We start from the raw sequence: 22,739 nt of genomic DNA, 5'->3' as shown, positions 1-22,739 counted from the left end.
GCATGACGACCGCGCGCGCCCAGGGCTTCACCTTGCTGGAAATGCTGGCGGTGATCCTGTTGATCGGCATCGCGGCGGCCGCGGTATCGATCTCGGTGACGCAGGGTCTGGCCAGTGCGCGCGTGCGTGCGGCCAGCAGCGAGCTCGCCGGCGCGTTGCGCGCCACCCGCGCGCAGGCGATCGTGCGCGGGCAGGAGCAGAACTTCGACGTCGATACCCGCGCGAATACCTACCGCGACGTGAAACAGCGGAACGTGCGTTTGCCCAAGGGCCTGCGCATCAGCATCACCAGCGCCAAGGACGATCAGCCGAACGACCATACCGGGCGCATCCGTTTCTTCCCCGATGGCAGTTCCACCGGTGGGCGCATCACCCTGCAGACCGGCAAGCGCCAGTGGCACGTCAACGTATCGTGGCTGACCGGCGAAGTGCGCGTGGTCGACACGGTGGCTGTGCGATGAACGTGGCGCCTTTCCGCCGTCAGCAAGGTTTCAGCCTGCTCGAGGTGATCGCGGCGATCCTGCTGCTGGCCATCGCGTTCACTGCCCTGATGAAGGTGGCCGGCGCATCGATCAACCTGACCCACAATGCGGCCGAACACAGCGAGGCGGCGATGCGTGCGCGCAGCCTGCTGGATAGTGCGTTCGTGGGCGAATCGATCAAGCCGGGCAGCAGCTCGGGCCGTTTCGATCAGCAGTTCCGCTGGCAACTCAATGTGACGCCATGGAACCAGATCGGCGTCGCCGCGCCGGATGCGCCGTTGCACCTGTATCAGCTGGATCTGGACGTGTTGTGGGGGCCGTCGGTACATCCGCGCTCGGCGCACTTCCGCACCTTGCGCCTGGGTGGGCCGGATGTGGCCGGCAATGCACGGGCAGCCCCATGAAACGCGCGGCCGGTTTTACCCTGCTGGAAGTACTCGCCTCGCTGGTGCTGCTGGCGCTGTTGCTGGTCGGTGTGTATTCGGGCATCCGCACGGCTACCCACAGCGTGCGCTCCGGCACTGCGACAGTCGAACGGATCGATCAGATCCGCTCGGCCCAGCAGTTCCTGCGCCGCGAACTGGCGCAGAGCCTGACCCAGCCGTTCGGCAAGACCGATCAAGGCGAGCCGATCTATTTCGAGGGTAGTGCGCGCGAGATGCGTTATGTCGCACCGCTGCCGGGTTACCTCGGCAAGCTGGGTCCGCAGTTGCAGCGGCTGCAACTGGTCGAAGACGGTCATGGCGGATTCCGGCTGGAGCTGAGCCTGGCCCTGCTGCCGCCGGACGGAAAGAAACCGCCGCAGCCGCTGGGCGAGCCGCAGGTCCTGTTCGATCACATCAGCCAGGGCAGTTTCAATTATCGCGGCGTCGACCGGCAAGGCGCGCCCGTGCCGTGGTCGGCCAGCTGGGCCGATGGCCGGTTGCTGCCCCAGCTTGTGCGCATCGATCTGCAATCGCAGGGACGCGAGAGCTGGCCGCAACTGGACGTGCCGTTGCGGGTCAACCCCGCGCAGACCGGATTGATGCGGATGGGTTTGCGCGGAGGCATGCGATGAGGCGCCGGCCGCTGCCGCTGCCAGCCCGCCAGCGCGGGGTTGCCTTGTTGCTGGTGCTGTGGGCATGCACGCTGCTGGCAATCCTGCTTGGCGGTTATGCCGCGCTGGCCCGCACGGAGGGTCTGCAGGCGCGCTACCAGTTTGCCCAGACCCAGGCGCATTACGCCGCCGAAGCTGGCCTGATGCGCGCCGTCTATGGCTTGCAGAGCCCGCAGCCGAGGCAGCGCTGGGTGGGTGATGGGCGGGTCTATTCCTTCCGTTACGACAACGCCACGGTCACCTTGCGGGCGATCGACGAAGGCGGCAAGGTCGATCTCAACTCGGCTTCGCCCGAGGTACTGGTGGGCCTGTTTCGTGCGGCCGGCGTGAAACCGGCCGAGGCTCAGTCGCTGGCCGATCATGTGGTGGACTGGCGCACCCAGATCGGCCTGCTGTCGGAGTCCGCTACCCAACAGGCGGCCTACACTGCCGCGGGGCGCGATTACGGTCCGCGCAACGGGCCCTTCGCCAGCGTCGAAGAGTTGCAGATGGTGCTAGGCATGACACCGGCACTGTATCGGCTGGTGGCGCCGGCGGTGACGATATGGGCCGGCAATTCGAGTCCGGACCCGAATACCGCGCCGCCGCTGGCGCTGGCCGCGATCCCGGGGATGACGCCGCAGCAGCAGAATGCGATCCAGGCCGCACGGCTGAAAAATGCGAACGATCCGAGTCTGGCCCTCAACAACGGAACAACGCATAGTATCCGGTCGGAGGCTACGCTGGCCGACGGCACGCGCGCGATCCTGCGCGCAACGATTCGCCTGCAGGCGGGGCAGGCGCAACCGTATGTAGTGCTGCGCTGGCAAGAGGGAGAGGCGGAATGAGTACGGCAACGCAGTCGCTGCGGCCGTTGGTGGAGGGTGTATGCCGTGGCTGGCGTGCTTCGCCGATGCCGGCGTTCCTCGGTTGGTGGGGCGGCGAGCTGCGCGCGCTGCTGCCCGTGCGCTGGCGTGGCTGGTTCGACAGCGGTGCAGACTGGTATGTGCTGCAGCAGACCGGCATGCAATGGACCCTGCGCCACGCCGGCCAGCGCGAACCGCTGGCGAACTGGCACGAGGATGCAGCGGCGACGTCCGATGGCAGTCGCGTTGCACCGGCGGCATTGAGCACGGCGTTGCAGCGGGTGGATCGCGAAGATCTGCGCCTGGCCTTGCTGTTGCCCGCGGCCGTCGTGTTGCGGCGAACACTGGCGTTGCCGCTGGCGGCCCGCGACAACCTCTTGCAGGTCGCCGCGTTCGAGATGGATCGGCAGACGCCGTTCACCGTGGCGCAGGTGTACTACGCCGCGCGCGAGTTGCCTACGCCCGCCGCGACGGGCCGTTTCAATGCGGAGCTGGTGGTGATCACCCGCGACACACTGGATCCGCTGCTGGCGCGAACGCAAGCCCAGAGCATTCCGATCGACGCGGTGGACGTGGCCGTGGCGGACGATCGCCTTGGCGTCAACCTGTTGCCGCCCGACCAGGTTCCGCATCGCGCGCATCCACGGCGACGCTTGAACCTGATTCTGGCCGCCGCCTGCGTGCTGTTGGTGGCGTTGGTGCTGGGCGAGTGGCTGCACAACCGGCAGGCCGCGCTGGGCCAGATGCAGGCCGAGGTCGAGGGCATGCGTGGCGAGGCACAACAGGTGGCATCGCTGCGGCAACAATTGCAGGACAACGCCGGCGCGGCCGGCTTCCTGGCCCAGCGCAAGAAGAACACCGTCAGCATGCTCGCTCTGTTGCTGGAGACCACCGCGCGATTGCCGGACAGTGCGTGGCTGGAGCGTTTCAGCATCGACAACACCGGCCAGATCGGCATCCAGGGACAGAGCCAGCAGGCGGCGAAGCTGCTCGATACGCTAAAGGATTCGCAGCTGATCACCGACGCCAGTTTCCAGGGCAGCATCCAGCCCGATCCGAGCACCGGCAAGGAACGCTTCTACCTGACCGCGCGGGTGAAGCAACCTGCCGCCGTCAAGCCGAGGTCGCCGGCAGCACCGGCGACAGGCGGCAGTGCGCCATGAAGATGACCGCACTGAATCCGCGTGACAGTCGCATCGCGGCCATCATCCTGCTGTTGCTGGTCTTGCTGCTGGCTTATGTCGTGTTGTTGCACTGGTGGTTCGTGGCGCCGCTGCAACAGGCGCGTAGCGAGATGGTCGAACTGCGCGATACGCACAGCCGCTACGCCGCTGCGATCGCGGAGAAGCCGGCACTGCAACAGCGTATCGCCGCGCTGGGTGCCGGCCAGGCCGCCAGCAGCGCCTTCCTCGCCGCCGACGATCCGAACACCGCCGCGGCCGACCTGATGCAACGCGTGGTCGACGTGGTCGGCAACACCACCAAAGGCGGCAGCTGCGTGGTGAGTCAGAAAATGCCGTTGCCGAATCCGCCGGCCACTGCCGGCGAGCCCTACCGGAAGGCGGCCGTCAGCATCAGCCTGAGTTGCGATCTGGAACCGTTGGCGGCCGTGCTGCAGGCGCTGGAGCAGGGTACGCCGTACCTTTTCATCGACGACCTCAGCATCTATCGCAACCCGGTGGCCGCCCAGCAGGATCACGCCGCGCCGCTGGAAGTGCAGTTCACCCTGTCCGGCTATGTACGACCGGCGCGCGCCGCGCCCGTCCTAACCAGTCGATCTTCCGATGACGCAGGGACCGTGCTTTGAACGCCGCCAACCAACGTCAGCTGACCCCGCTGCTGGTCGCGATAGCGGTCTTGTTGGGTGCCTTGTTGTTGCTGTTGCTGGCCGGTATAGGCCGCGGCGCGACATGGGACGCGCCGCGCACGCTGGCGCCGCTGCCGCCGGCCGGGAATCCAGCCAATCTGCCGCAGCCCCAGCCGCTGCAGCAGTTCGCACTGGTCTGGCAGAAGCCGCTGTTCAGTCCCGATCGCAAACCGATTGCGCGCGCGGCCGATGGTGGCAGCACGCTCGGTGACCTCGAACTGACCGGCATCATCCTCACGCCCGGCTTGCACATGGCGTTGCTGCACGACAAGAACGGCGACAAGCAGGTGCGTCTGCATGAAGGCGAATCGTTGTCCGATGGCAGCGTGAAACTGGTGGAGGTCCATCCGCGTTCGGCGTTGTTCGACGCCTCGGGCGGACGCACCGAACTGAAGCTTCCCGCCGGCGCACCGATCGATCAACCGAAAGGTGGCGCAAACGCCGACGAAGGCCATCCCGCATCCGGCACCGGCATGACGCGGGTCGATGCGAACGACGCCGATCGCAACGGCTCCGGCAACGCCACCATCAATGCGCCGCAACCCACGCCAACGATCAAACTGCAACCGCCACCGACGCCCAACCATGCCATGGAATCGGCAGCTGCCCGGCTGCGCGAAAACATTCAGAGACGTCGGGCCGCACGCGCCGCCGCGGCCAAAGAAGGAGTACGTTGATCCATGTTCCGCACGCATTCGAAGCACATCTTGCGCACCGCTGCGCTCGCCTTTGCCGTCGCACTGGTCGGTTGCGCCAGCTTGCCGCAGCCGAAAGACGATGGCGCGCTGCAGCGCGAAGCGATGTCCGGCACGCATAATCCGGTGCCCGCGCCGCTGCCGCTGAACAACGACATCAACGACCGCGAAAGCGACGCCGCGGCGAAGGCGGAAGTCAGTCACGGCAGCGGCCAGTTCATCCGGCCGGGGGCATTGAGTACGCCACGTCCGGCGGCGCATGGCGACGGTGCGGTGACTTTCAATTTCGAGAACCAGCCGGTGCAGGCGGTGGTCAAGGCCATCCTCGGCGACCTGCTCAAGAAGAACTACACGATCGTGCCGGGCGTGCAGGGCAACATCTCGTTCTCCACCTCCGAGCCGGTCGATTCGAGCCAGGCGCTGCCGATTCTGGAAACACTGCTGTCGTGGACGCACAACGCGCTGGTCCAGCGTGATGGCGGCTACGTGGTGGTGCCCGAGAAAGACGCCGTGGCCGGCAACCTGGTGCCCAGTCTCGGTGCCGCCGCCCCACAGGGCGGCATGCAGGCACGGCTGTTTCCGTTGCGCTACATCTCCGCCACCGAGATGCAGAAGCTGATCAAGCCGTTCGCGCGAACGGACTCGGTGCTGCTGGTGGATCCGGCGCGCAACCTGCTGGTGATGTCCGGCACGCCGCAGGAGTTGGTCAACTACCAGAGCATGGTGCGCACCTTCGACGTCGACTGGCTGCGTGGCATGTCGGTGGGTGTGTTCAACCTGCAGTACGCGAACGTCGGCGAGTTGATGCCAAAGCTGGATGGCATGTTCGGCACGCACGGCGATACCCCGCTGGCCGGCATGCTGCGCTTCATCCCGATCGAGCGCACCAACGCGATCGTGGTGATCAGCACCCAGCCGGAATACCTGCAGGAAGTGGGCGACTGGATCACCAAGATCGACCGTGGCGGCGGTAACGAGCCGCGGCTGTTCGTCTACGACGTGCGCAACATCAAGGCGTCGGATCTGGCCAAGTACCTGGCGCAGATCTACACCAACGGCGCCGGCAGCGGCGGCGACAGCGGTGGCCAGGTCGGGCCGGGCTTGAGCGGCGGCACGCTGGGCAGCGCCGACAACAGCAACGGTACCGGCAACATGGGCAGCACTGCTGGCAGCTTCGGCAGCTTCGGCGGTTCGGCTGGCGGCGGCACTAGCGGTGGCCTGGGCAGCAGCTCCGGCTTGGGCGGCAGCTCCGGTTTCGGCGCCAGTTCCGGCAGCCGTGATGGCAGCGCCAGCAGCACGGGTGGGCTCGGCGGCAACTCGTCCGGCATCGGTGGTGGCACCAGCAACGGTGCCGGCGGTATTGGTGGCAACGGCAGCAATGCCCCCAGTGACCAGCAGTACAGCTCCAGCGATGGCAGCGTGAGGATCAGTTCGGTCGACAACAACAACCAGCTGCTGGTGCGTGCGCGCCCGTCGCAGTGGGAGGAGATCAAGTCGGCGATCGGCAAGCTCGACAACGTGCCGCTGCAGGTGCAGATCGAGACACGCATCATGGAGGTGACGCTTAAAGGCGAGCTCCAGTTTGGCGTGCAGTGGTATCTGGACGGGTTGACCGGCAGCACCTTCAACGCCAATGGCAGCGTGAACACGCTGGGCCAGCCTTACCGCCATCGCCAGGTGGGACTGGGCAACGGCGGCAATGCCTACAACACCGCCGACTCGTTGTTCTATTCCTTCATCAACAGCAAGATGCAGGTGGCGTTGAGCGCACTGGAAACCAGTGGTAATACCAAGACCCTGTCGGCACCGTCGATGGTGGTGCTCAACAACCAGAAGGCGCACATCCAGGTCGGCAACCAGATACCGGTCAATCAGACCTCGATCATCGGAATAGGTACGGGCACCGCGGATACCACGGCCAGCAACGTGACGTACCTGCCTACCGGCGTGATTCTCGATGTGCAACCACGCGTCAATCCGGGCGGTCTGGTTTACCTCAACGTCGAGCAGCAGGTGAGCTCGACACTCGGCCTACCCAATTCGCAGGGCAACTACACCATCGCGCAGCGCGCGGTGGGTACGCAGGTGGCGGTGCAGAGCGGCCAGACCGTGTTGCTGGGCGGGCTGATCCAGCAGGACGAGAGCAATAGCGATAACGGTATACCAGGGCTCAACCGGGTGCCGATCCTGGGACGGCTGTTTGGTACCACCGACCGCAGCCGCAATCGCACTGAACTGATCGTGCTGATCACGCCGCGGGTGATTCGCGGCGGCGAGGATGCGAAGCGGATCACCGACGACTACCAGGACAGGTTCGAATCGCTCGCTCCGTTGCGCGAGCAAGCCGTCAAACCCGCGGGCGATGCTGTGTCGACCGCAGATCGTTCGGTCGGGGCTGCCGTGATCACGCCGCTACCGACGGCACCGGCGCCGAGCTGGCCGGAGCAACTGCAGCAACATGCCGAAAGCGCGTTGAGTCAGGCCGATTATCTCAACGCACAGAACCTCGCGATCCAGTCATGGCAGCAGGGCTCGCGACGTGGCAGCCTGTGCGAACGCAACTGGCAGGTCGTCATCGAAGCCCGCGAGCACGCCGGCGACCAGAAGGGCATCACGGCGGCGCGCAAGCGGCTGGCCGAGTGTCGCTTGCCGGCAACGCCTCCCCGGTAGCGCGGTCGCGTCTTCTGCGGGAGTGCGTGCGCTCCCGCAGACCGGGGTTCCCGCGGAGTCCGCCATCGCGCCAGCCATTATCATCCGGGTGGATGACCGCCTCCTTACCCGCTTTCCCGATCACTGCGCTGCTGCCGCAGGTTTGCGCGTCGCTGGCTGTGCATCCGCGGTTGGTGCTTGAGGCACCACCCGGCGCCGGCAAGACCACCCAGATACCGTTGGCGTTGCTGCATGCCGACTGGCTGGCAGGGCAGAAGATCGTGATGCTGGAGCCCCGCCGGATCGCGGCGCGCGCCGCCGCGCAATTCATGGCACGGCAACTGGGCGAGGAAGTGGGGCAGACCGTCGGCTACCGCATTCGTTTCGAATCGAAGGTGAGCGCGGCGACCCGCATCGAAGTGGTTACCGAAGGCATCCTGACCCGTCTGATCCAGCACGATCCCGAGCTGGCCGGCATCGGTGCGATCGTGTTCGACGAATTCCATGAGCGTCATCTCGCCGGCGACCTCGGCGCCGCGCTGGCGCTGGACGTGCAGGCCACGCTGCGGCCAGACCTGCGCCTGCTGGTGATGTCGGCCACGCTGGATGGCGAACGTATCGCGACGTGGCTGGATGCGCCGCGGCTGTCCAGTCCGGGCCGCAGTTTCCCAGTGCGCATCGAGCATCCGCCGGCGCGCATCCAGGAAAGCATGGAACACCATCTGGCCCGCGTGGTGCGACAGGCGCTGGAACAGAACGATGGCGACGTGCTGGCCTTCCTGCCGGGTCGGCGCGAGATCGCGCGTGTGAAGTCCGTGCTCGAGGAAACCCTCTCCCAACGAGGCGACATCGAGATCGTTCCGCTGCACGGCGAACTGTCGCTGGCCGAACAGCAAGCCGCACTGGCTCCGGCCGAGCCGGGCACGCGACTGGCATCCACCAGGCGCGTCGTTCTGGCCACCAACGTCGCCGAATCCAGCGTCACCCTGCCGGGCATCCGCGCGGTGGTCGACGCGGGGCTTGCGCGCGAGCCGCGTTTCGACCCGAACTCCGGCTTCACCCGGCTTGAAACGGTCAACATTTCGCAAGCCTCGGCCGACCAGCGCGCCGGGCGCGCCGGCCGTGTGGCGGCAGGCGCGGCGTACCGGCTGTGGCCGCAGAGCCGGCGGCTGGATAGTGCGCGCACCGCCGAGATCGTCCAGGCCGAGCTGTCGGGACTGGCACTGGAACTGGCGGCATGGGGAAGCGACACGCTGCACTGGCTGGATCCACCGCCCCACGGTGCGCTGGCCCAGGCGCATGGTTTGCTGGCATCGCTGAGCGCACTGGATGCGGACCGGCGCATCACCGCACTGGGCCGACGCATACTGGAACTGGCCGCCACGCCGCGGCTGGGTGCGGCGGCGCTGCGCGCACCGTCGCCCCGGCGTGCGTTGATCGCCGACCTGCTGGCGTTGATGGAAGCGCGCTCACCGCTGCGCGGCACGCAGGCGCGCAGCGATGACTTTCGTGCGCGGGTGGCGGCCCTGCACGCCTGGCGCGACCGACATGGCGTGGGCGTGCGCGGTGAAATGGATAGCGGCGCGCTGGCCGCGATCGAGCAGTCCAGCAAGGGCTGGCGCCGTCGACTGGACGTCCGTACGGCGGCCAGCGGCGTACCCGACAGCCACAGCGTGGGCGAGCTGCTGCTGCATGCGTTTCCCGATCGCGTTGCGCGGCGCGACGACAGCAATCCGCTGCGCTACACGCTGGCCAATGGTCGCGGCGCACGGCTGCACGAGAACACCGCGTTGCACGGCGAGCCTTGGCTGGTCGTGCTGGATCTGCGCCACGAAAGCCGCGACAGCCTGATCCTGGCCGCTGCGCCACTGGACCCGCGCGTGCTTGAACGTGACTATCCCGCACAGTTCGCGCGAGAGCGCACGCTGCGCTGGAACGACGAACGCGCGGCGGTCGAGGCGTTCGATGAAAAACGCTTCGGCGCGATCGTGCTCGAGCGTCGCAGCGTGCCGGTGAAACCGCAGGACGCGTTGCCGGCCCTGCTTGCCGCGATCCGCGCCAAGGGCATCGATGCGCTGCCGTGGAGTGCGCAGGCGCGGCGGCTGCGTGCGCGCATGCAGGCGTTGCGCGCCTGGATGCCGGAGCTCGGCCTTCCCGATGTGTCCGACACCACCTTGCTGGCCTCGCTGGATCACTGGCTGGCACCGCATCTCGATGGCAAGCATCGGCTCGACGCGCTGGAGCCCGAAGCATTGTCCCAGGCCTTGACGACCCTGTTCGATTACGAGCAACGCCGTTTGCTCGATGCACAGGTGCCGGAAAGTCTGGTGGTACCGAGCGGCCAGAATCGCCGGCTCGATTACGTCGAAGGCGAGCCCCCGGTGCTGGCCGTCAAACTGCAGGAATTGTTCGGCCTTGCCGACACGCCGCGCGTCGGTGGGGGACGCATTCCCGTCACCTTGCACCTGCTGTCGCCAGCAGGCCGGCCGATCCAGGTGACCCAGGATCTGAAAGGCTTCTGGGAGCGCACCTATCCGGAAGTAAGAAGGGAATTGAAGGGGCGTTACCCGCGCCATCCCTGGCCCGATGATCCGTGGACTGCCATCGCGACGCATCGCGCCAAGCCTCGGCAGCGGCGCTGATCGAAGCGCCAGGGTCACCGGCGGTTTAGCCGGGCTGTGGTTGTGTACCATCGACGACAACGGCCTAGCGTGGTGGATCCCTTGCCAGAGATGAAGGATGCCGAAGAGCTTGTTTCGATGACGGCGGACGGCCCTCCGGTGTCCTCGCCACGGCGCTTGACGGCTTACCTGTGGAGCCTGTTGGCGCTGTTGCTCGGGCTTGCGATAGCGTTGACCGTGCACCATCAGCAGCAGCGCCAGCAGGAGGTCGAGCGGAACTTCGTTCGTGACGAACTGGCCAACAAGGCCTGCGCGGCATTGCAGGCGAAACTGCATCTGGCGGAGTCGCTGCTGCGTGCCGCGCAAACGCTGTTTCTCGCTTCGGACGAGGTGACGCAGACCGAGTTCAACACCTTCTACGTCAACCTGCGTCCACGCGACCAGTTTCCCAGCCTGCTGGCGCTGGCCTATGCACCACGCGAAACGCATCCGGACGGCGAACACTATGTCACCCGTTGGGTCGAGCCGTTGCGGGGCAACGAAGCGGTGGTCGGGCTCGACGTCCGCGCACAGCCGCGCAACTTCCACAGCCTGCTGGCCTCGCGCGACAGCGATCGGGCCACCTTGTCGGCGCCGTTTCGAAGCGTGCAGCAGCCAGGAGCCGATGGGGCAAGCGACGGCATCACCTTGCGGCTGCCGATATTCAGCACGGGAACTCCGCCACAAACCGTCGAAGAGCGCCGCACGCGGGTGCGCGGTTCGATCGCCGTGTCGTTCCGGGTCAGCGGCCTGATCGACAGTGCGCTGCCTGAGCCACGTTCACTCGGACTGCACTTGCGAATCAACGACATCACCGAGCGCACCGCGCTGCCCTTGTTCGATTCCAACCCGGGCCTGGCCATGCCGGTGAGCGGGTATCGCTACGAACGCAAGCTGACGTATGGCGGCCGCGTGTGGGACATCGTGGTGCAACCGTTGCGCGTCGATTCGGCCATGAGCGAATGGAGCCGATCCACCTTTCCCGCCGGCGTGCTCGCCAGTGTGCTGCTGGCGTTGTTGGTGTATTCCATCGTCGGCACCCGCCAGCGCGCACTCGAGCTGGGTTGGCGGATGAGCCGCCGCTATCGCGAGAGCGAGGAGCGCTTTCGTGCACTGAATGAATTGCTGCCGGCACTGGTGCTGCTGGCTGAAGTGGACGGTGGGCGGATCACCTACGCGAACCAGGCGGCCCGCGATCGCCTTGGCGAAAAGCTGGGCCAGCGCGAGCTGCCCGGGTTGTTCCACGATCCGGTATTGCGTACGCAACTGGAGGACCCTGACACCCGTGGCTGCAGCCGTGTCGATGCCCAGTTGCGTGATGGCGAGGGCGCCCGCTTCTGGGCCAGCGTGGCGATCTCGCGAATCACCCTGGGCGGGCACGACAAGTTGTTGATGGTAGCCAGCGACATCAGCGAGCAACGCAAGTTGACCGAGTTGCTGGGTCACCAGGCCAGCCACGACGCCCTGACCGAGCTGTACAACCGGCGCGAGTTCGAGCATCGGCTGCATGGCACGCTGACGGACGCCCATGTGGGCGCGCCGCTTGCCGTCCTGCTCTACCTCGATCTGGACCAGTTCAAGCTGATCAACGACACCTCCGGTCATCTCGCCGGCGATCAGTTGCTGGCGCAGCTGGCCATCGTCATGCGCAAACAGCTGGGCGGCGCCGATGTACTGGCGCGACTCGGCGGCGACGAGTTCGGCGCGCTGGTGACGGGCGTGGCCGATCGCGCAGCGGCCGAGCAGGTTGCCGAGCGCCTGCGCCGGTGCATCGACGGTTACGTATTCATCTGGGAACAGCGCAGCTACACGATCAGCGCCAGCATCGGCGGCGTGATGATCGATCGCCCCGGCATCCTGGTGAAGGACCTGCTCGCACAAGCCGACACCGCCTGCTACATGGCCAAGGAACTCGGCCGCAACCGTGTCCATTTCTATTCCGAACGGGACGACGAGACGGTGCGCCGGGAAAGCGAGATGGAATGGGCGAACCGGTTGCGCTGGGCCGCCGATGAACATCGCCTGGTGCTGGTCTATCAGGAACTGTGGCCACTGCCGCTGACCACGGGTGGCGAGCCGGAGATCGAGCTGCTGCTGCGCTTTCGCGACGAGTCCGGCCAGCTGGTGGTGCCCGGGGTGTTCATGCCGGCGGCCGAGCGCTATGGGCTTATGCCCCTGGTGGACCGCTGGGTGATCGAAACGGCGTTGGTCAATTTCAACCGGCTGCATCCTGCCGGCGCCAGGCTGGGCAGGGTCGCGATCAACCTTTCCGGTGCCAGCATCGAGGACGAATCGCTGGCCGACCTGATCATCGAATGGCTGCAACGCTATCGGGTCGAGCCGTCGCGGGTGTGCTTCGAGGTCACCGAGACCGTGGCGGTGCGCAATCTCTCGCAGGTGGTGCGTTTCATGGAGCGGCTGCGCTCGGCAGGTTGCCGCATCGGGCTGGACGACTTCGGTGCGGGCATGTCCTCGTTCACCTATTTGAAGAACCTGCCGCTGGACATCATCAAGATCGATGGCAGCTTCGTACGCGACATGCTCACCGACCCGGTCAGCCATTTGATGGTGAGGGCGGTGACCGACATCGGCCATCGCCTCGGCCTGGAGGTGGTAGCCGAGTGGGTGACCGATGCGGAAACCGTGCAGGCGCTGACGGCGCTGGGAGTGAACCGCGTTCAGGGCTTCAGCCTGCATCATCCCGAGCTGGCGTTGTTCCAGCGCGAATAGGCAGCCAGCGGCGTCGACCTTGCCGGTGGATGTTTCGGCCGCCGGCAAAGCGTTCATGCCATCGGCTGGCTAGACTGCGCCCATGAATAGTGAGGCCCCGCTCAACCGTTACCAGCTGGCCGAACTCGGCAGCCTGCTGGCCGAACCGGCGCGTGCGGCGATGTTGTTGATGCTGACCGACGGCACGGCGCGCCCGGCGGGAGAGCTGGCGCAGGCCGCCGGCATCACGCCCGCCACGGCCAGTGCGCACCTGCGCCGACTGCTCGATGGTGGCCTGCTTGCCCTGCATGTCCAGGGTCGTCACCGCTACTACCGGCTGGCGGATGAGCGCGTCGCGACGATGCTGGAATCGCTGGCGTTGGCGCGTGCACCTGCAGCGCAGGTGCTGCCGACCAAGGGCGATGCGCAATTGCGTCGCGCACGCTGCTGCTACCGGCACCTGGCCGGCGCACTCGGGGTGGCGTTCTGTACCACGCTGCTGCAACGTGACTGGCTGCAGACCGAATCGCGCGGCCTGCACCTGCTGCCACAAGGTGTCGCAGCACTGGCGGCGAGCGGACTGTCGCTGGCTGACGTGTCGACCCTTTACGGTCGAAGCTGTCTTGATTGGACCGAGCGGCGCATGCACCTGGGTGGCCCGCTCGGCGTGGCACTCACCGCAGCGATGTTCGAAGCCCGCTGGCTGCGTCCGTTGCCACACGGCCGTGCCTTGCGGCCAAGTGCTGAAGGTTTGCGCCAGCTTGGCCTGCTCGGCGTACGCCTGGAGTGACGCGAACCGGATCCGCGACAACCTCGCTTCAGGGTTTGGCGCCGCTGCCGGCCGCGGCCGGTGAGCGTTCGAAGCTGCCGGCATTCCCGGGGAACACCACCGGGCTTTCGTAGCCATCGGCCGATACGGCGGAGACGCCGAAGAACCAGTCGTCGATCACCACGTCCTGCAACACCGCCCGGTCGACGTCGCCGACGGTCCGTTGGTACTGCCATTGTGGCGCGGTAGTGTCGCGCCAATGCACGCGGTAGCCGGCGGCGCCGGGCACTTTTTTCCAGGTCAGCGTGGTATCCGTGGCCAGCGCACCCTTGCTTTCGACGCCGGTCGGCGGTGCCGGCGCGCGGCTCAGCGACGCCATGGTCAGCGCGTTCAGGGCGGTGACGCGGGCGAGGTAACGGAAGTCGATGCCGTCGATGGTATCGCCGTAATGCACGCCATGATCCGTGCGCAGATCCTGGTGCTGGCGGGTGTAGTTTTCGTGCGCCTCGGTGACACGCACGGCGGGATAGCCGGCTTCGAGGAAGGGCACCTGGTCGCCGCCACGGCCATAACGATCGGTGCGATAGACCATGCGTACGCGGAAGTCGGGCAGGTAGGCGTCGGCGACGCGGTCGATGTAGCGGGCGAGGTTGCGCGAGGGCGAATCGACCTCACCGCCGTGATAGCGGCGGTAGTTCGCCTGCTGATCGGTCTCGTTGCTCTTGGTGCCCTCGGAAAATACGCGCACCGTGGTGTTGTCGATCACGCCGTTCTGACCATGACTGTTGCCGACGATGTCGTTGTTGAGCTCCGCCTCGACCTGCCAGCCGTGCGCCACCGCGTAGTCGGCCAGCACCTTGCCGCCATACAGGCCTTGTTCCTCGCCAGACAACGCGGCGAATACCAGGGTCGCGTCGTTGTCCTGCTTCGAAAGCAGCCGTGCCGCTTCGATCAACGCGGCGACACCGGAGGCGTCATCATTGGCGCCGGGTGCGTTGCTGGTGGTGTTCATCACGTCGGTGACGCGTGAGTCGAGGTGGCCGGTCATCACGATGACCCGGCCGATCTTTCCAGATGCACGATCACCCCTCCCACGCTTGATCGCGACCACGTCCATCACTTCGGTCGGCGTGGGCGCGCGCTTGCCGGTGAACATCTGCGATGGCGTGAGCACCTCGATGCAACCGCCGCAATCACCCGCGATGGTCTCGAAACGGGCTTTCACCCAACGCCGCGCCGCACCGATACCGCGGCTGTCGGAAATCGTATCGGACAGAGTGTGCCGGGTGCCGAAACCGACGAGCCGGGTGATCGTGGCGCGCAGCTCCGTTTCACTGGGGGCGCTGGCCAGCACATGCAGTGCCGGTTGTTCGCGTGGCGTCACGGGCGTCTGCGCGGCCTGGCTGGCATCTGCGCTGACCAGCAACAGGGCGAACGGCAACAGGGACATGGCTCGACGCATCGCTCGTATCCTTGGCGCGGAATGAGACGAGCACCATACAACGCAGGCACGATCCGCCGGCAGATATCCTTCGGCATGGAAACCACAAAGGCCCGATCGTTGCCGATCGGGCCCAGGGTCCCTGCATGAGCAGGTTCATCCATGGCAGCCAGCGCGAGCGGGCTGAAGGCGCGCGTCCGTGCGCGCCGGTCCGTCACTGATCGCTTACGGCGTGTAGCTGCCGGTCAACTTGACACCGGTGTAGCTGCTGTAGGCACGCACCATGACGTAGTAGGTGCCTGCGGTCGGAGACGCCGTGGTGCAGCTTTCGGTGTTGCCCGTGACGTACGGGCGGCAATCGTAGCTGCTGGTAGTCGGTGCCGAACCACGCTTCACGTACATGTCGGCATCGCCCGTACCGCCGGAAATGGCGAACTTCAGGTTGCTGGCGCCCGACGGGACGACCATGGTGTAGTTCACCGCGTTGTTGGTGGTCGCATGCAGGCCGGTCACCGGCACGCCGTTCTGCAGCACGCTGCCACCGCCACTGCCACCGGTGCTCCAGGTCGCCTTGACGCTGACGCCGGAGAACGCGGAGTAGCCATTCAGCATGACGTAGTAGGTGCCCGCCTGCGGTGCGGCCACCGTGCAGCTCTCGTTGTTGCCGGAGACGTACGGACGGCAGTCGTAGCTGGACAACGTCGGTGCGGAACCGAACTTGGTGTAAAGATCCGCATCACCCGTACCGCCGGACTCGGAGATCACCAGGTTGGTGGCACCGGCCGGGATCACCACGGTATAGGCAAGTTGTGCATTCGTGGCCGCGGCCTGGCCAGTCAGCGCCACGCCGTTCTGCAGAACGTTGCCGCCACCACCGCCACCGGCCGATACCGTCACCGACGCGCTCTTGGTGTTGGTGCCGCCACTGTTGTCGGTCACCGTCAACGTCACGGTGTAGGTTCCGGCAGCGCTGTAGGTGTGGCTCGGGTTGGTGGTGGTCGAGGTGCTGCCGTCGCCGAAGTTCCACGAGCGCGATGCAATGGTGCCATCGCTGTCAGTGGAGCTGTCGGTGAAGTTCACCACGAGGTTGCTGACGGTGTCGCTGAAGTTCGCGACCGGCGGCACATTGCTACCGCCGCCGCCACCAAGGTCGCTGATCGCGTTGGCCATGATGATGCTGCCGCGGCCGCTGGCCAGGTCATAGCCGGCGGAGGCCGTCTCACCATCGTTGTTGCCCGAGGTGACGTCGTGGAAGTCCGCGGCGGGCAGCTGATAGAGCAGCGGACCAGCGAAGCCGACGCTGGCGCCCTTGGCGGCGATCACGCGTGCCCAGAAGCCGGAGAACAGCGGCGCGGCGAGGCTGGTGCCGCCGATCTGCTCGGTACCGCCGTTCACGATCACCTTGGCGCCCGATTCCGGATCGCCATCGAACGCCACGTCGGCCACGCCGCGATGGGTGCCCGACCACAGCGTCTGCCAGCTCGGTTTCGGCTCGAAGGTGCTCTGGCTGCCACCAGTGGCGCCTTCGCCCTTGCTCAGCTCGTTCCAGACCGTTTCACTGCTCCAGGTGCTGGTGGAGGCATTGAGCAGGGTGCCGGCCACCGCAATCACGTACTGCGAAGCGGCCGGCCAGCTCGGCGTGGTGCCGCCAGTGCCGCATTCGTCCGCACCGTCGTCGCCGGTGGAGATCGAGAATGTCTGGCCTTGCGCCACCGCCTGCTGGAAAGCCTGATCCTGCGAGGCGGCCGAACCGTCGCTATTCGCATCGGTCTCGCACTCGCCCAGCGACACGTTGATGATCTTGACCTGGTTGTCGGACACCACCTTGTTGATGTCCGCCGTAAGGTTGGCATTGCTCAGCGTGGGGATGTTGTAGAAGATCAGGCCACCGATCTTGCCGCCGGCCATGCCGACAATGTCCTGGCTGTCCAGGTTCCATTCGCCGACGCCGCTGGTGTCGGAACTGGTGCCGTTGGTGTTCACTGTCTGCGTGGTGACCGTGGCCAGGCCATTCTGCGACGTGAACGAGTTCAGGTCGGTAATGGTCTGGGTGATCTTGCCCTGGGTGATGATGCCGACGGTGACGCCGGCCCCGGTGGTTGCGCCGGTACCGCCGTAGATGGACGAGAATTCAACCGGGCTGTGGCCGGTCACCGCCTGGGTGCTGTAATCCGCCCGGACGAGTTTGGCGAAGGTATGTGCCTGGTGCACGGTCTGCAGGCCGACCACGGACAGCACGCTGTCCTGCAACGCGGCGGGAATCTGCACCTGCCCGTTGTTCATGTAGGCCATGCGGCCTTCCTTGGTGCGGACCTGGTTGAGCGTGGTCTTGAACGCAGCCTGCGCCGTGTCCGCGCGGCCGTCGGCCGAAACCATCAGGCGGTTCGGTGCGATCGTCACGTTGGTGAAGCCGGCCGAGGTCAGCCAGGCTGCCACCTTGTTCGCCTGATCGGTGGTCGGTGAATAGTTGGCGACAAACTGCTGGGGCGACATCTTGTGTTGCACCATCGACAGCGTCGAGGTTTTGGCAGTCGCCAGGAAGGTGTGCAGCTGATCAGGGTTGCGCAACTTCAGCGCCACCTCGATATGGATCGGCTGCGCAACCGCCAGCGGACCGTTGACGACATCACCCTGACGCAAGCGCGTGGCGTGCTGACCCAGCACGACGAAGGCATTGCTGCCGACAGCGCTGCTGGCGGGCGTGGCACCGACCGTCGCGACGACGGACAGGCCGATGGCTGCAACCAGCAGTTTGAGACGAAAATGGTTTGGCATTTGTAACTCCCAAAGTTTTTTTGAGGTGTACGAAGCCCTGAGACCGCGTGGACCTCATGAGAATCGGCGTCGTGGACAGACACGGCACCATGTTTTTTATGGTCTGGCGATTCCGTACCTACTGCGGCTGATTCCCCCCGGAGAGTCCCTTCGGATCAAGGCGCAGATTCATCGTCTTTCAAGCGAAACGTCAGGTCTTGTACGCAACGTTTCACGGAATCATTCGTCAAGCTCCCGATTGACGAACCAGTTGACGGTAGGATTTTGAGTTAAAAACCGTCAATAGGATTTTTTGAGGGCATAAGTGATTGGCGTCACATAAGCATTGAATTATCTAAGCGGATAAATTGGCGTAATTATTTGCGCTGATAAAGATCGCGTTGCACGCGGCTCCTGGTGCGCTAAACGGCATGGTATCGCCGATGTCCGGCAATTTCCGGCATCGAACAAGCTCAGAGGTGTGGTTGGCAAATGGAGATTATTTCCAAAGTGGTACAGCGTGTTGGATGAGCGCGGCGAAGGGTATTGGTCGAGGCGTCACCGGCGCAAATATTTGCGTTTAGACCGTGATTATCGATAATGCGCCGCAGAGGATTGCTCTTCACGTGGGTTTGAATCAATTTCCATTCGCCACGGCTCAAACACCTATTCAGTTATTTTCGATTCAGCCAGGGACCTCATCTCTTCCACGAGTGCCCGTGTTTGCGCTGCCCGCCGTCATGGCCGCGTGCGCGAAGCGACGCAACCGGCTCATTCCTCAAGGTGGCATGCGACCATGCGTCGATGAATCAGATAGGTATTCCCCGGCTGGCGATCATTGGCGGCGGTCCGGCGGGCCTGATGGCCGCCGAAGCCGCGTGCGCGGCAGGCATGGCGGTCGACCTGTATGACGCGAAGGGATCGGTGGGCCGCAAATTTCTTCTGGCCGGCAAGGGTGGCCTCAACCTGACTCATGCCGAGCCGCGTGCGCGCTTCGTCGAGCGCTATGGCGAACGTCAGGGGGAGATCGGGCATTGGCTCGATGCCTTCGATGCCGACGCGCTGCGTGCATGGGCACGCGGGCTCGGTGTGGAAACCTTCACCGGCAGCTCAGGCCGGGTGTTCCCCACGAATCTCAAGGCGGCACCGTTGCTGCGAAGCTGGCTGCGGCGCCTGCGCGAATCCGGCGTGACCTTCCACATGCATCACCGCTGGCTCGGCTGGCAGGCGCACGACGCCCTGCATTTCGCCACGCCGCAGGGCGAACGTGCGGTGCCGGTGGATGCGGTGATTCTTGCGCTTGGCGGTGCCAGCTGGCCGCAGCTGGGCTCCGATGGTGCGTGGATGGCGCCGCTGCAGGCATCCGGAGTCGATACGGCGCCGCTGCAGCCGGCCAACTGCGGTTTCGAACTGGCGTGGAGCGAGCATCTCTCCAGCCGTTTCGCCGGCGCGCCGCTGAAGCCGGTGGTGGCGCACTGGGTGGACCGCCATGGCGTGGCGCATTCGCGCCAGGGTGAGTTCGTGCTCAGCGAGTACGGCATCGAGGGGAGCCTGGTCTATGCGATCGGCGCCGAGCTGCGCGAACAGATCACCGAACGCGGCGAGGCAATCCTGCGGCTGGACCTGGTGCCGGGCCATGCGCCGTCGAAGCTTGCCGAACGCCTGGCCGCGCCGCGCGGCAAGCACAGCATCGGCGACTGGCTGCGTCGTCGCGCCGGACTGGACGCGGCGAAGTGCGCGCTGGTGTTCGAACTCACCGACAAGGCTACCCTGGCCGATCCCGTGGCGCTGGCCGCCCAGCTCAAGGCCTTGCCGCTGCACCTGCGCGCGCCGCGACCGGTGGCCGAAGCGATCAGTACCGCTGGCGGCGTGCGCCTCGAAGCGCTGGATGACAACCTGATGCTGCGCGATCGTCCCGGCGTGTTCTGCGCCGGCGAGATGCTGGACTGGGAAGCGCCCACCGGCGGCTATCTGTTGACGGCCTGCTTCGCCAGCGGGCTGGTCGCTGGTCGCGGTGCCGCACGCTGGCTCGGCAGCTAGTCGTCAGTCGGCGGGCGGTTGTACCTCGCCGGCGATCCGGCGCAGGACATCCCGCCTCGCGCTCAGCGCGCGGGCGGTGGCACCAGCTTGATCTCGAACAGCTTCGGCCAGCGCTTGCCGGTGACGAACAGCCGGTCGTGCGCCGCGTCGTAGGCGATGCCGTTGAGCACGTCGTTGCCGGGGTCGGGCATCTGGCTGATGTCGAACAAACCGCTGAGGTCGATCCAGCCCACCACGTGACCGCTGACCGGATCGATCCGCGCGATGCGGTTGGTCAGCCAGATGTTGGCGTAGAGCTGGCCCTTGACCCACTCCAGTTCGTTGAGGTTGGTGACCGGCTCGCCGTCGGCGGTGACCATGATGCTGCCGGTGGTGGCCAGCGATACCGGGTCGAGTACACGCAGTACCGCGGAACCGTCGCTCATGTAGAGATGCTTGGCGTCACGGGTCAGCGCCCAGCCCTCGCCGGGATAGCTGAAAGTGCGTTGCGGCTTGAAGGTGGCGAGGTCGTAGACGAAGCCGGTCTGGCTCTGCCAGGTGAGCTGCACCAGTTTGTCTTTCCAGTCCACGATGCCCTCGCCAAAATAGCGCGAGGGCAGGTTGTGGCGCTGCACCGTCTCACCGGTTTTCAGCTCGACCTTGCGCACGGTCGATTCGCCGGCCCTGCCGGTGCTCTCGTAGAGATAGCCGTCCTTGTAGAACAAGCCTTCGGTATAGGCGCCGGTGTCGTGCGGATAGACGTGCACAATCTTGTAACCGTAGACCGGTATGGCTGCGGTGGAGGTCGCGCTGCAGGCGGTCAGGGCGAAACTGGACAGGCAGATGAACCAGCGTGGCATCGGGTCGGCTTCCGGAAAGCGGGCAAGAAGGATGGGCGCTCAGCCCAGCGGACGTACACGGAAATTGCGGCCCTTGATCTTGCCGGCACGCAGGCGCTCCAGCGCCTTGTTCGCCAGCGCGCGGCTGATCGCCACGTACGCGCGGGTGGCGAACACGTCGATCTTGCCGATGTCCTTCGCATCCAGCCCGGCGTCGCCGGTGAGTGCGCCGAGAATGTCGCCGGGGCGTAGTTTGTCCTGCCTGCCGGCGTCGATCACCAGGGTCTTCATGGGCGCCAGGTGCAGCGTCTTGCCGCGCGATGGCGCGATCTTCAGCGGGCGCCATGGCAACGGCGTGCCGGTGAGTTCCTCGATGTTCGCCGCCTTGGGCCGCTCGCGCGGCGTGCACAGCGTGATCGCGAGGCCAGTCTGGCCGGCGCGGCCGGTGCGGCCGATGCGATGGGTGTGGGTTTCCGGATCGTGCGCGATGTCGTAGCTCACCACCAGCGGCAGCGCCACGATGTCGAGGCCGCGTGCGGCCACGTCGGTGGCGACCAGCACCGCGCAACTGTGGTTGGCGAAGCGCACCAGCACCTCGTCGCGATCGCGCTGCTCCATGTCGCCATGCAGGGCCAGCGCGGAGAAGCCGCGGCGGTCGAGCTCTTGCGCCACGGCGTCGACGTCCTTGCGCATGTTGCAGAACACCAGCGCGGCATGCTGCTTTGAATCGGCACCGCGCTCGCCACCCAGCAATTGCGCCAGCGCGTCGGGCTTCTGCGCCGGTTCCACTTCGTGGAAACGCTGCTCGATCGCCGGTCGTTCGTCGATCGGCGCATCCACCGTGACTTCGACCGGGTTCTTCTGCACACGCTGGCTCACCGCGCGGATCTCCTGCGGATAGGTGGCCGAGAACAACAGCGTCTGATGATGCTTGGCGATGCGCCCGATGATGTCGTCGATCGCCTCGGAAAAACCCATGTCGAGCATGCGGTCGGCTTCGTCCAGCACCAGTACCTTGATGCCGCCGCCGTGCAGGCTCTCGCGTTTCAGATGCTCCTGCACGCGGCCCGGTGTGCCCACCACAATGTGCGGATCGTGGGTGAGCGAGGCCAGCTGCGGCCCCAGCGGCATGCCGCCGCACAGGGTCAGCAATTTCACGTTCGGGATGTTCGCGGCCAGCTTGCGGATCGCCTTGCTGACCTGGTCGGCCAGCTCGCGGGTCGGGCACAGTACCAGCGCCTGCAGCCGGATCGTGTCTACATCGATCGACTGCAGCAGGCTCAGCCCGAATGCCGCGGTCTTGCCACTGCCGGTCTGCGCCTGCGCGATCACGTCGCGCCCTTCCAGCATCGGCGGCAGACTCTGCGCCTGCACCGGCGTCATTTCCGCGTAGCCGAGGGTTTCGACGCTGGCGAGCAGGGCGGGTTTGAGCGGGAGCGTGTTGAAGGCGGTCATCCGGCTATGATCGCATGACCGCCATGCCGCGACTTGCATCCGCTCGCCGGCTCGCCGACCCTGTACGGCTACCGCACACAGACCAACGCCATGGACACCGTTTTCATCGAAGACCTGCGCATCGATGCCGTCATCGGCATCTACGACTGGGAGCGTCGCGTGCGGCAGACCTTGTCGTTCGACGTCGAGATGGCGTTCGACAACACCGTGCCGGCGGCCGACGACGACATCGCGCTGACGCTGAACTACAAGGACGTGTCCAAGCGCCTGATCGGCTACGTGGAGGCATCCAGTTTCGGGCTGGTCGAGACGCTGGCCGAGCGCTGCGCCGCGATCATCCGCGAGGAGTTCGGTGTTGGCTGGGTGCGGCTGAAACTGTCCAAGCCCGGCGCGGTGCGTGGGGCGAAGGCGGTCGGCGTGTGCATCGAGCGCGGCACGCGCCCGCGATAGGCCATTCGG

The 22,739-nt window shown here is 65.8% G+C and carries 17 protein-coding genes; 13 read left to right on the top strand and 4 right to left on the bottom strand.

Going from position 1 to position 22,739, the window contains the following annotated elements; translation table 11 throughout:
• Positions 1–2: 2 nt before the first annotated feature.
• The 11 genes from ACPPVV_RS17950 to ACPPVV_RS17900 all read left to right on the top strand — a co-directional run bounded on the left by ACPPVV_RS17950 (position 3) and on the right by ACPPVV_RS17900 (position 13,793).
• On the top strand, positions 3–461 hold the full coding sequence (locus tag ACPPVV_RS17950; protein ID WP_426701227.1) for a GspH/FimT family pseudopilin: 459 nt from the start codon (positions 3–5) through the stop codon (positions 459–461).
• Positions 458–886 carry a type IV pilus modification PilV family protein gene (locus tag ACPPVV_RS17945; RefSeq protein WP_426701226.1) on the top strand — a complete coding sequence of 143 codons (429 nt, stop codon included), beginning with the start codon at positions 458–460 and terminating at the stop codon, positions 884–886. The genes ACPPVV_RS17950 and ACPPVV_RS17945 overlap by 4 nt, the downstream gene beginning before the upstream one ends.
• Positions 883–1,539: a prepilin-type N-terminal cleavage/methylation domain-containing protein gene (locus ACPPVV_RS17940; protein WP_426701225.1), complete on the top strand. Its 657-nt coding sequence runs from the start codon at positions 883–885 to the stop codon at positions 1,537–1,539. The genes ACPPVV_RS17945 and ACPPVV_RS17940 overlap by 4 nt, the downstream gene beginning before the upstream one ends.
• Positions 1,536–2,405 (top strand): general secretion pathway protein GspK, encoded by an 870-nt coding sequence (locus tag ACPPVV_RS17935; RefSeq protein WP_426701224.1) that lies wholly within the window; start codon positions 1,536–1,538, stop codon positions 2,403–2,405. Before ACPPVV_RS17940 ends, ACPPVV_RS17935 begins: the two co-directional genes overlap by 4 nt.
• Entirely contained in the window at positions 2,402–3,586 is a 1,185-nt protein-coding gene (locus tag ACPPVV_RS17930) for a PilN domain-containing protein (RefSeq protein WP_426701223.1), read from the top strand. The genes ACPPVV_RS17935 and ACPPVV_RS17930 overlap by 4 nt, the downstream gene beginning before the upstream one ends.
• Positions 3,583–4,230 (top strand): type II secretion system protein GspM, encoded by a 648-nt coding sequence (gene gspM / locus ACPPVV_RS17925; protein ID WP_426701222.1) that lies wholly within the window; start codon positions 3,583–3,585, stop codon positions 4,228–4,230. The genes ACPPVV_RS17930 and gspM overlap by 4 nt, the downstream gene beginning before the upstream one ends.
• Positions 4,227–4,967, top strand: coding sequence for a hypothetical protein (locus tag ACPPVV_RS17920; protein ID WP_426701221.1), 741 nt, complete (start codon positions 4,227–4,229; stop codon positions 4,965–4,967). The genes gspM and ACPPVV_RS17920 overlap by 4 nt, the downstream gene beginning before the upstream one ends.
• 3 nt (positions 4,968–4,970) lie before the next feature.
• A complete protein-coding gene (gene gspD, locus ACPPVV_RS17915) occupies positions 4,971–7,655 on the top strand; it encodes a type II secretion system secretin GspD (RefSeq protein WP_426701220.1) in 2,685 nt (894 codons plus the stop codon).
• Positions 7,656–7,747: 92 nt separating this feature from the next.
• Entirely contained in the window at positions 7,748–10,276 is a 2,529-nt protein-coding gene (hrpB, locus tag ACPPVV_RS17910) for an ATP-dependent helicase HrpB (protein WP_426701219.1), read from the top strand.
• A 90-nt stretch (positions 10,277–10,366) separates the two neighbouring features.
• A complete protein-coding gene (locus ACPPVV_RS17905; protein ID WP_426703272.1) occupies positions 10,367–13,024 on the top strand; it encodes a bifunctional diguanylate cyclase/phosphodiesterase in 2,658 nt (885 codons plus the stop codon).
• 82 nt (positions 13,025–13,106) lie between these two features.
• Positions 13,107–13,793 (top strand): ArsR/SmtB family transcription factor, encoded by a 687-nt coding sequence (locus ACPPVV_RS17900; protein WP_426701218.1) that lies wholly within the window; start codon positions 13,107–13,109, stop codon positions 13,791–13,793.
• Between the two features lie 28 nt (positions 13,794–13,821).
• Here ACPPVV_RS17900 and ACPPVV_RS17895 read toward each other — a convergent pair whose 3' ends face one another.
• Together ACPPVV_RS17895 and ACPPVV_RS17890 are read right to left on the bottom strand one after the other, a co-directional pair.
• Positions 13,822–15,234: a M20/M25/M40 family metallo-hydrolase gene (locus tag ACPPVV_RS17895; RefSeq protein ID WP_426701217.1), complete on the bottom strand. Its 1,413-nt coding sequence runs from the start codon at positions 15,232–15,234 to the stop codon at positions 13,822–13,824.
• Between the two features lie 204 nt (positions 15,235–15,438).
• Positions 15,439–17,988 (bottom strand): pre-peptidase C-terminal domain-containing protein, encoded by a 2,550-nt coding sequence (locus ACPPVV_RS17890; protein ID WP_426701216.1) that lies wholly within the window; start codon positions 17,986–17,988, stop codon positions 15,439–15,441.
• Positions 17,989–18,771: 783 nt separating this feature from the next.
• Between ACPPVV_RS17890 and ACPPVV_RS17885 the strand changes: the two genes are divergently transcribed.
• Entirely contained in the window at positions 18,772–20,007 is a 1,236-nt protein-coding gene (locus ACPPVV_RS17885; RefSeq protein WP_426701215.1) for a TIGR03862 family flavoprotein, read from the top strand.
• 62 nt (positions 20,008–20,069) lie between these two features.
• Here the strand turns inward: ACPPVV_RS17885 and ACPPVV_RS17880 are convergent, their stop codons facing one another.
• The gene (locus ACPPVV_RS17880; protein WP_426701214.1) at positions 20,070–20,846 is read right to left on the bottom strand and encodes a glutaminyl-peptide cyclotransferase; all 777 of its coding nucleotides are present in this window, start codon (positions 20,844–20,846) and stop codon (positions 20,070–20,072) included.
• Between the two features lie 39 nt (positions 20,847–20,885).
• Complete coding sequence (gene dbpA, locus ACPPVV_RS17875; RefSeq protein ID WP_426701213.1) at positions 20,886–22,280, bottom strand: ATP-dependent RNA helicase DbpA; 1,395 nt, start codon at positions 22,278–22,280, stop codon at positions 20,886–20,888.
• Positions 22,281–22,370: 90 nt separating this feature from the next.
• Here dbpA and folB point away from each other — a divergent pair, with 90 nt between their 5' ends.
• On the top strand, positions 22,371–22,730 hold the full coding sequence (gene folB, locus ACPPVV_RS17870; RefSeq protein WP_426703271.1) for a dihydroneopterin aldolase: 360 nt from the start codon (positions 22,371–22,373) through the stop codon (positions 22,728–22,730).
• Positions 22,731–22,739: the final 9 nt, after the last annotated feature.

The organism is Rhodanobacter sp. Col0626 (genome assembly GCF_049994385.1).
Lineage (GTDB): Bacteria > Pseudomonadota > Gammaproteobacteria > Xanthomonadales > Rhodanobacteraceae > Rhodanobacter.
The sequence above is the reverse complement of the archived record's forward strand: the minus strand, read 5'-3'. Positions and strand labels throughout refer to the sequence as shown.

What these genes read in the sequence shown, in the direction of transcription:
- ACPPVV_RS17930 (WP_426701223.1), top strand. Translation starts at nt 2,402, where the DNA reads ATGAGTACGGCAACGCAGTCGCTGCGGCCGTTGGTGGAGGGTGTATGC.
- dbpA (WP_426701213.1), bottom strand. Translation starts at nt 22,280, where the DNA reads ATGACCGCCTTCAACACGCTCCCGCTCAAACCCGCCCTGCTCGCCAGC.
- folB (WP_426703271.1), top strand. Translation starts at nt 22,371, where the DNA reads ATGGACACCGTTTTCATCGAAGACCTGCGCATCGATGCCGTCATCGGC.
- ACPPVV_RS17940 (WP_426701225.1), top strand. Translation starts at nt 883, where the DNA reads ATGAAACGCGCGGCCGGTTTTACCCTGCTGGAAGTACTCGCCTCGCTG.
- gspM (WP_426701222.1), top strand. Translation starts at nt 3,583, where the DNA reads ATGAAGATGACCGCACTGAATCCGCGTGACAGTCGCATCGCGGCCATC.
- hrpB (WP_426701219.1), top strand. Translation starts at nt 7,748, where the DNA reads ATGACCGCCTCCTTACCCGCTTTCCCGATCACTGCGCTGCTGCCGCAG.
- ACPPVV_RS17900 (WP_426701218.1), top strand. Translation starts at nt 13,107, where the DNA reads ATGAATAGTGAGGCCCCGCTCAACCGTTACCAGCTGGCCGAACTCGGC.
- ACPPVV_RS17945 (WP_426701226.1), top strand. Translation starts at nt 458, where the DNA reads ATGAACGTGGCGCCTTTCCGCCGTCAGCAAGGTTTCAGCCTGCTCGAG.
- ACPPVV_RS17905 (WP_426703272.1), top strand. Translation starts at nt 10,367, where the DNA reads ATGAAGGATGCCGAAGAGCTTGTTTCGATGACGGCGGACGGCCCTCCG.
- gspD (WP_426701220.1), top strand. Translation starts at nt 4,971, where the DNA reads ATGTTCCGCACGCATTCGAAGCACATCTTGCGCACCGCTGCGCTCGCC.
- ACPPVV_RS17885 (WP_426701215.1), top strand. Translation starts at nt 18,772, where the DNA reads ATGAATCAGATAGGTATTCCCCGGCTGGCGATCATTGGCGGCGGTCCG.
- ACPPVV_RS17880 (WP_426701214.1), bottom strand. Translation starts at nt 20,846, where the DNA reads ATGCCACGCTGGTTCATCTGCCTGTCCAGTTTCGCCCTGACCGCCTGC.
- ACPPVV_RS17950 (WP_426701227.1), top strand. Translation starts at nt 3, where the DNA reads ATGACGACCGCGCGCGCCCAGGGCTTCACCTTGCTGGAAATGCTGGCG.
- ACPPVV_RS17890 (WP_426701216.1), bottom strand. Translation starts at nt 17,988, where the DNA reads ATGCCAAACCATTTTCGTCTCAAACTGCTGGTTGCAGCCATCGGCCTG.
- ACPPVV_RS17895 (WP_426701217.1), bottom strand. Translation starts at nt 15,234, where the DNA reads ATGCGTCGAGCCATGTCCCTGTTGCCGTTCGCCCTGTTGCTGGTCAGC.
- ACPPVV_RS17935 (WP_426701224.1), top strand. Translation starts at nt 1,536, where the DNA reads ATGAGGCGCCGGCCGCTGCCGCTGCCAGCCCGCCAGCGCGGGGTTGCC.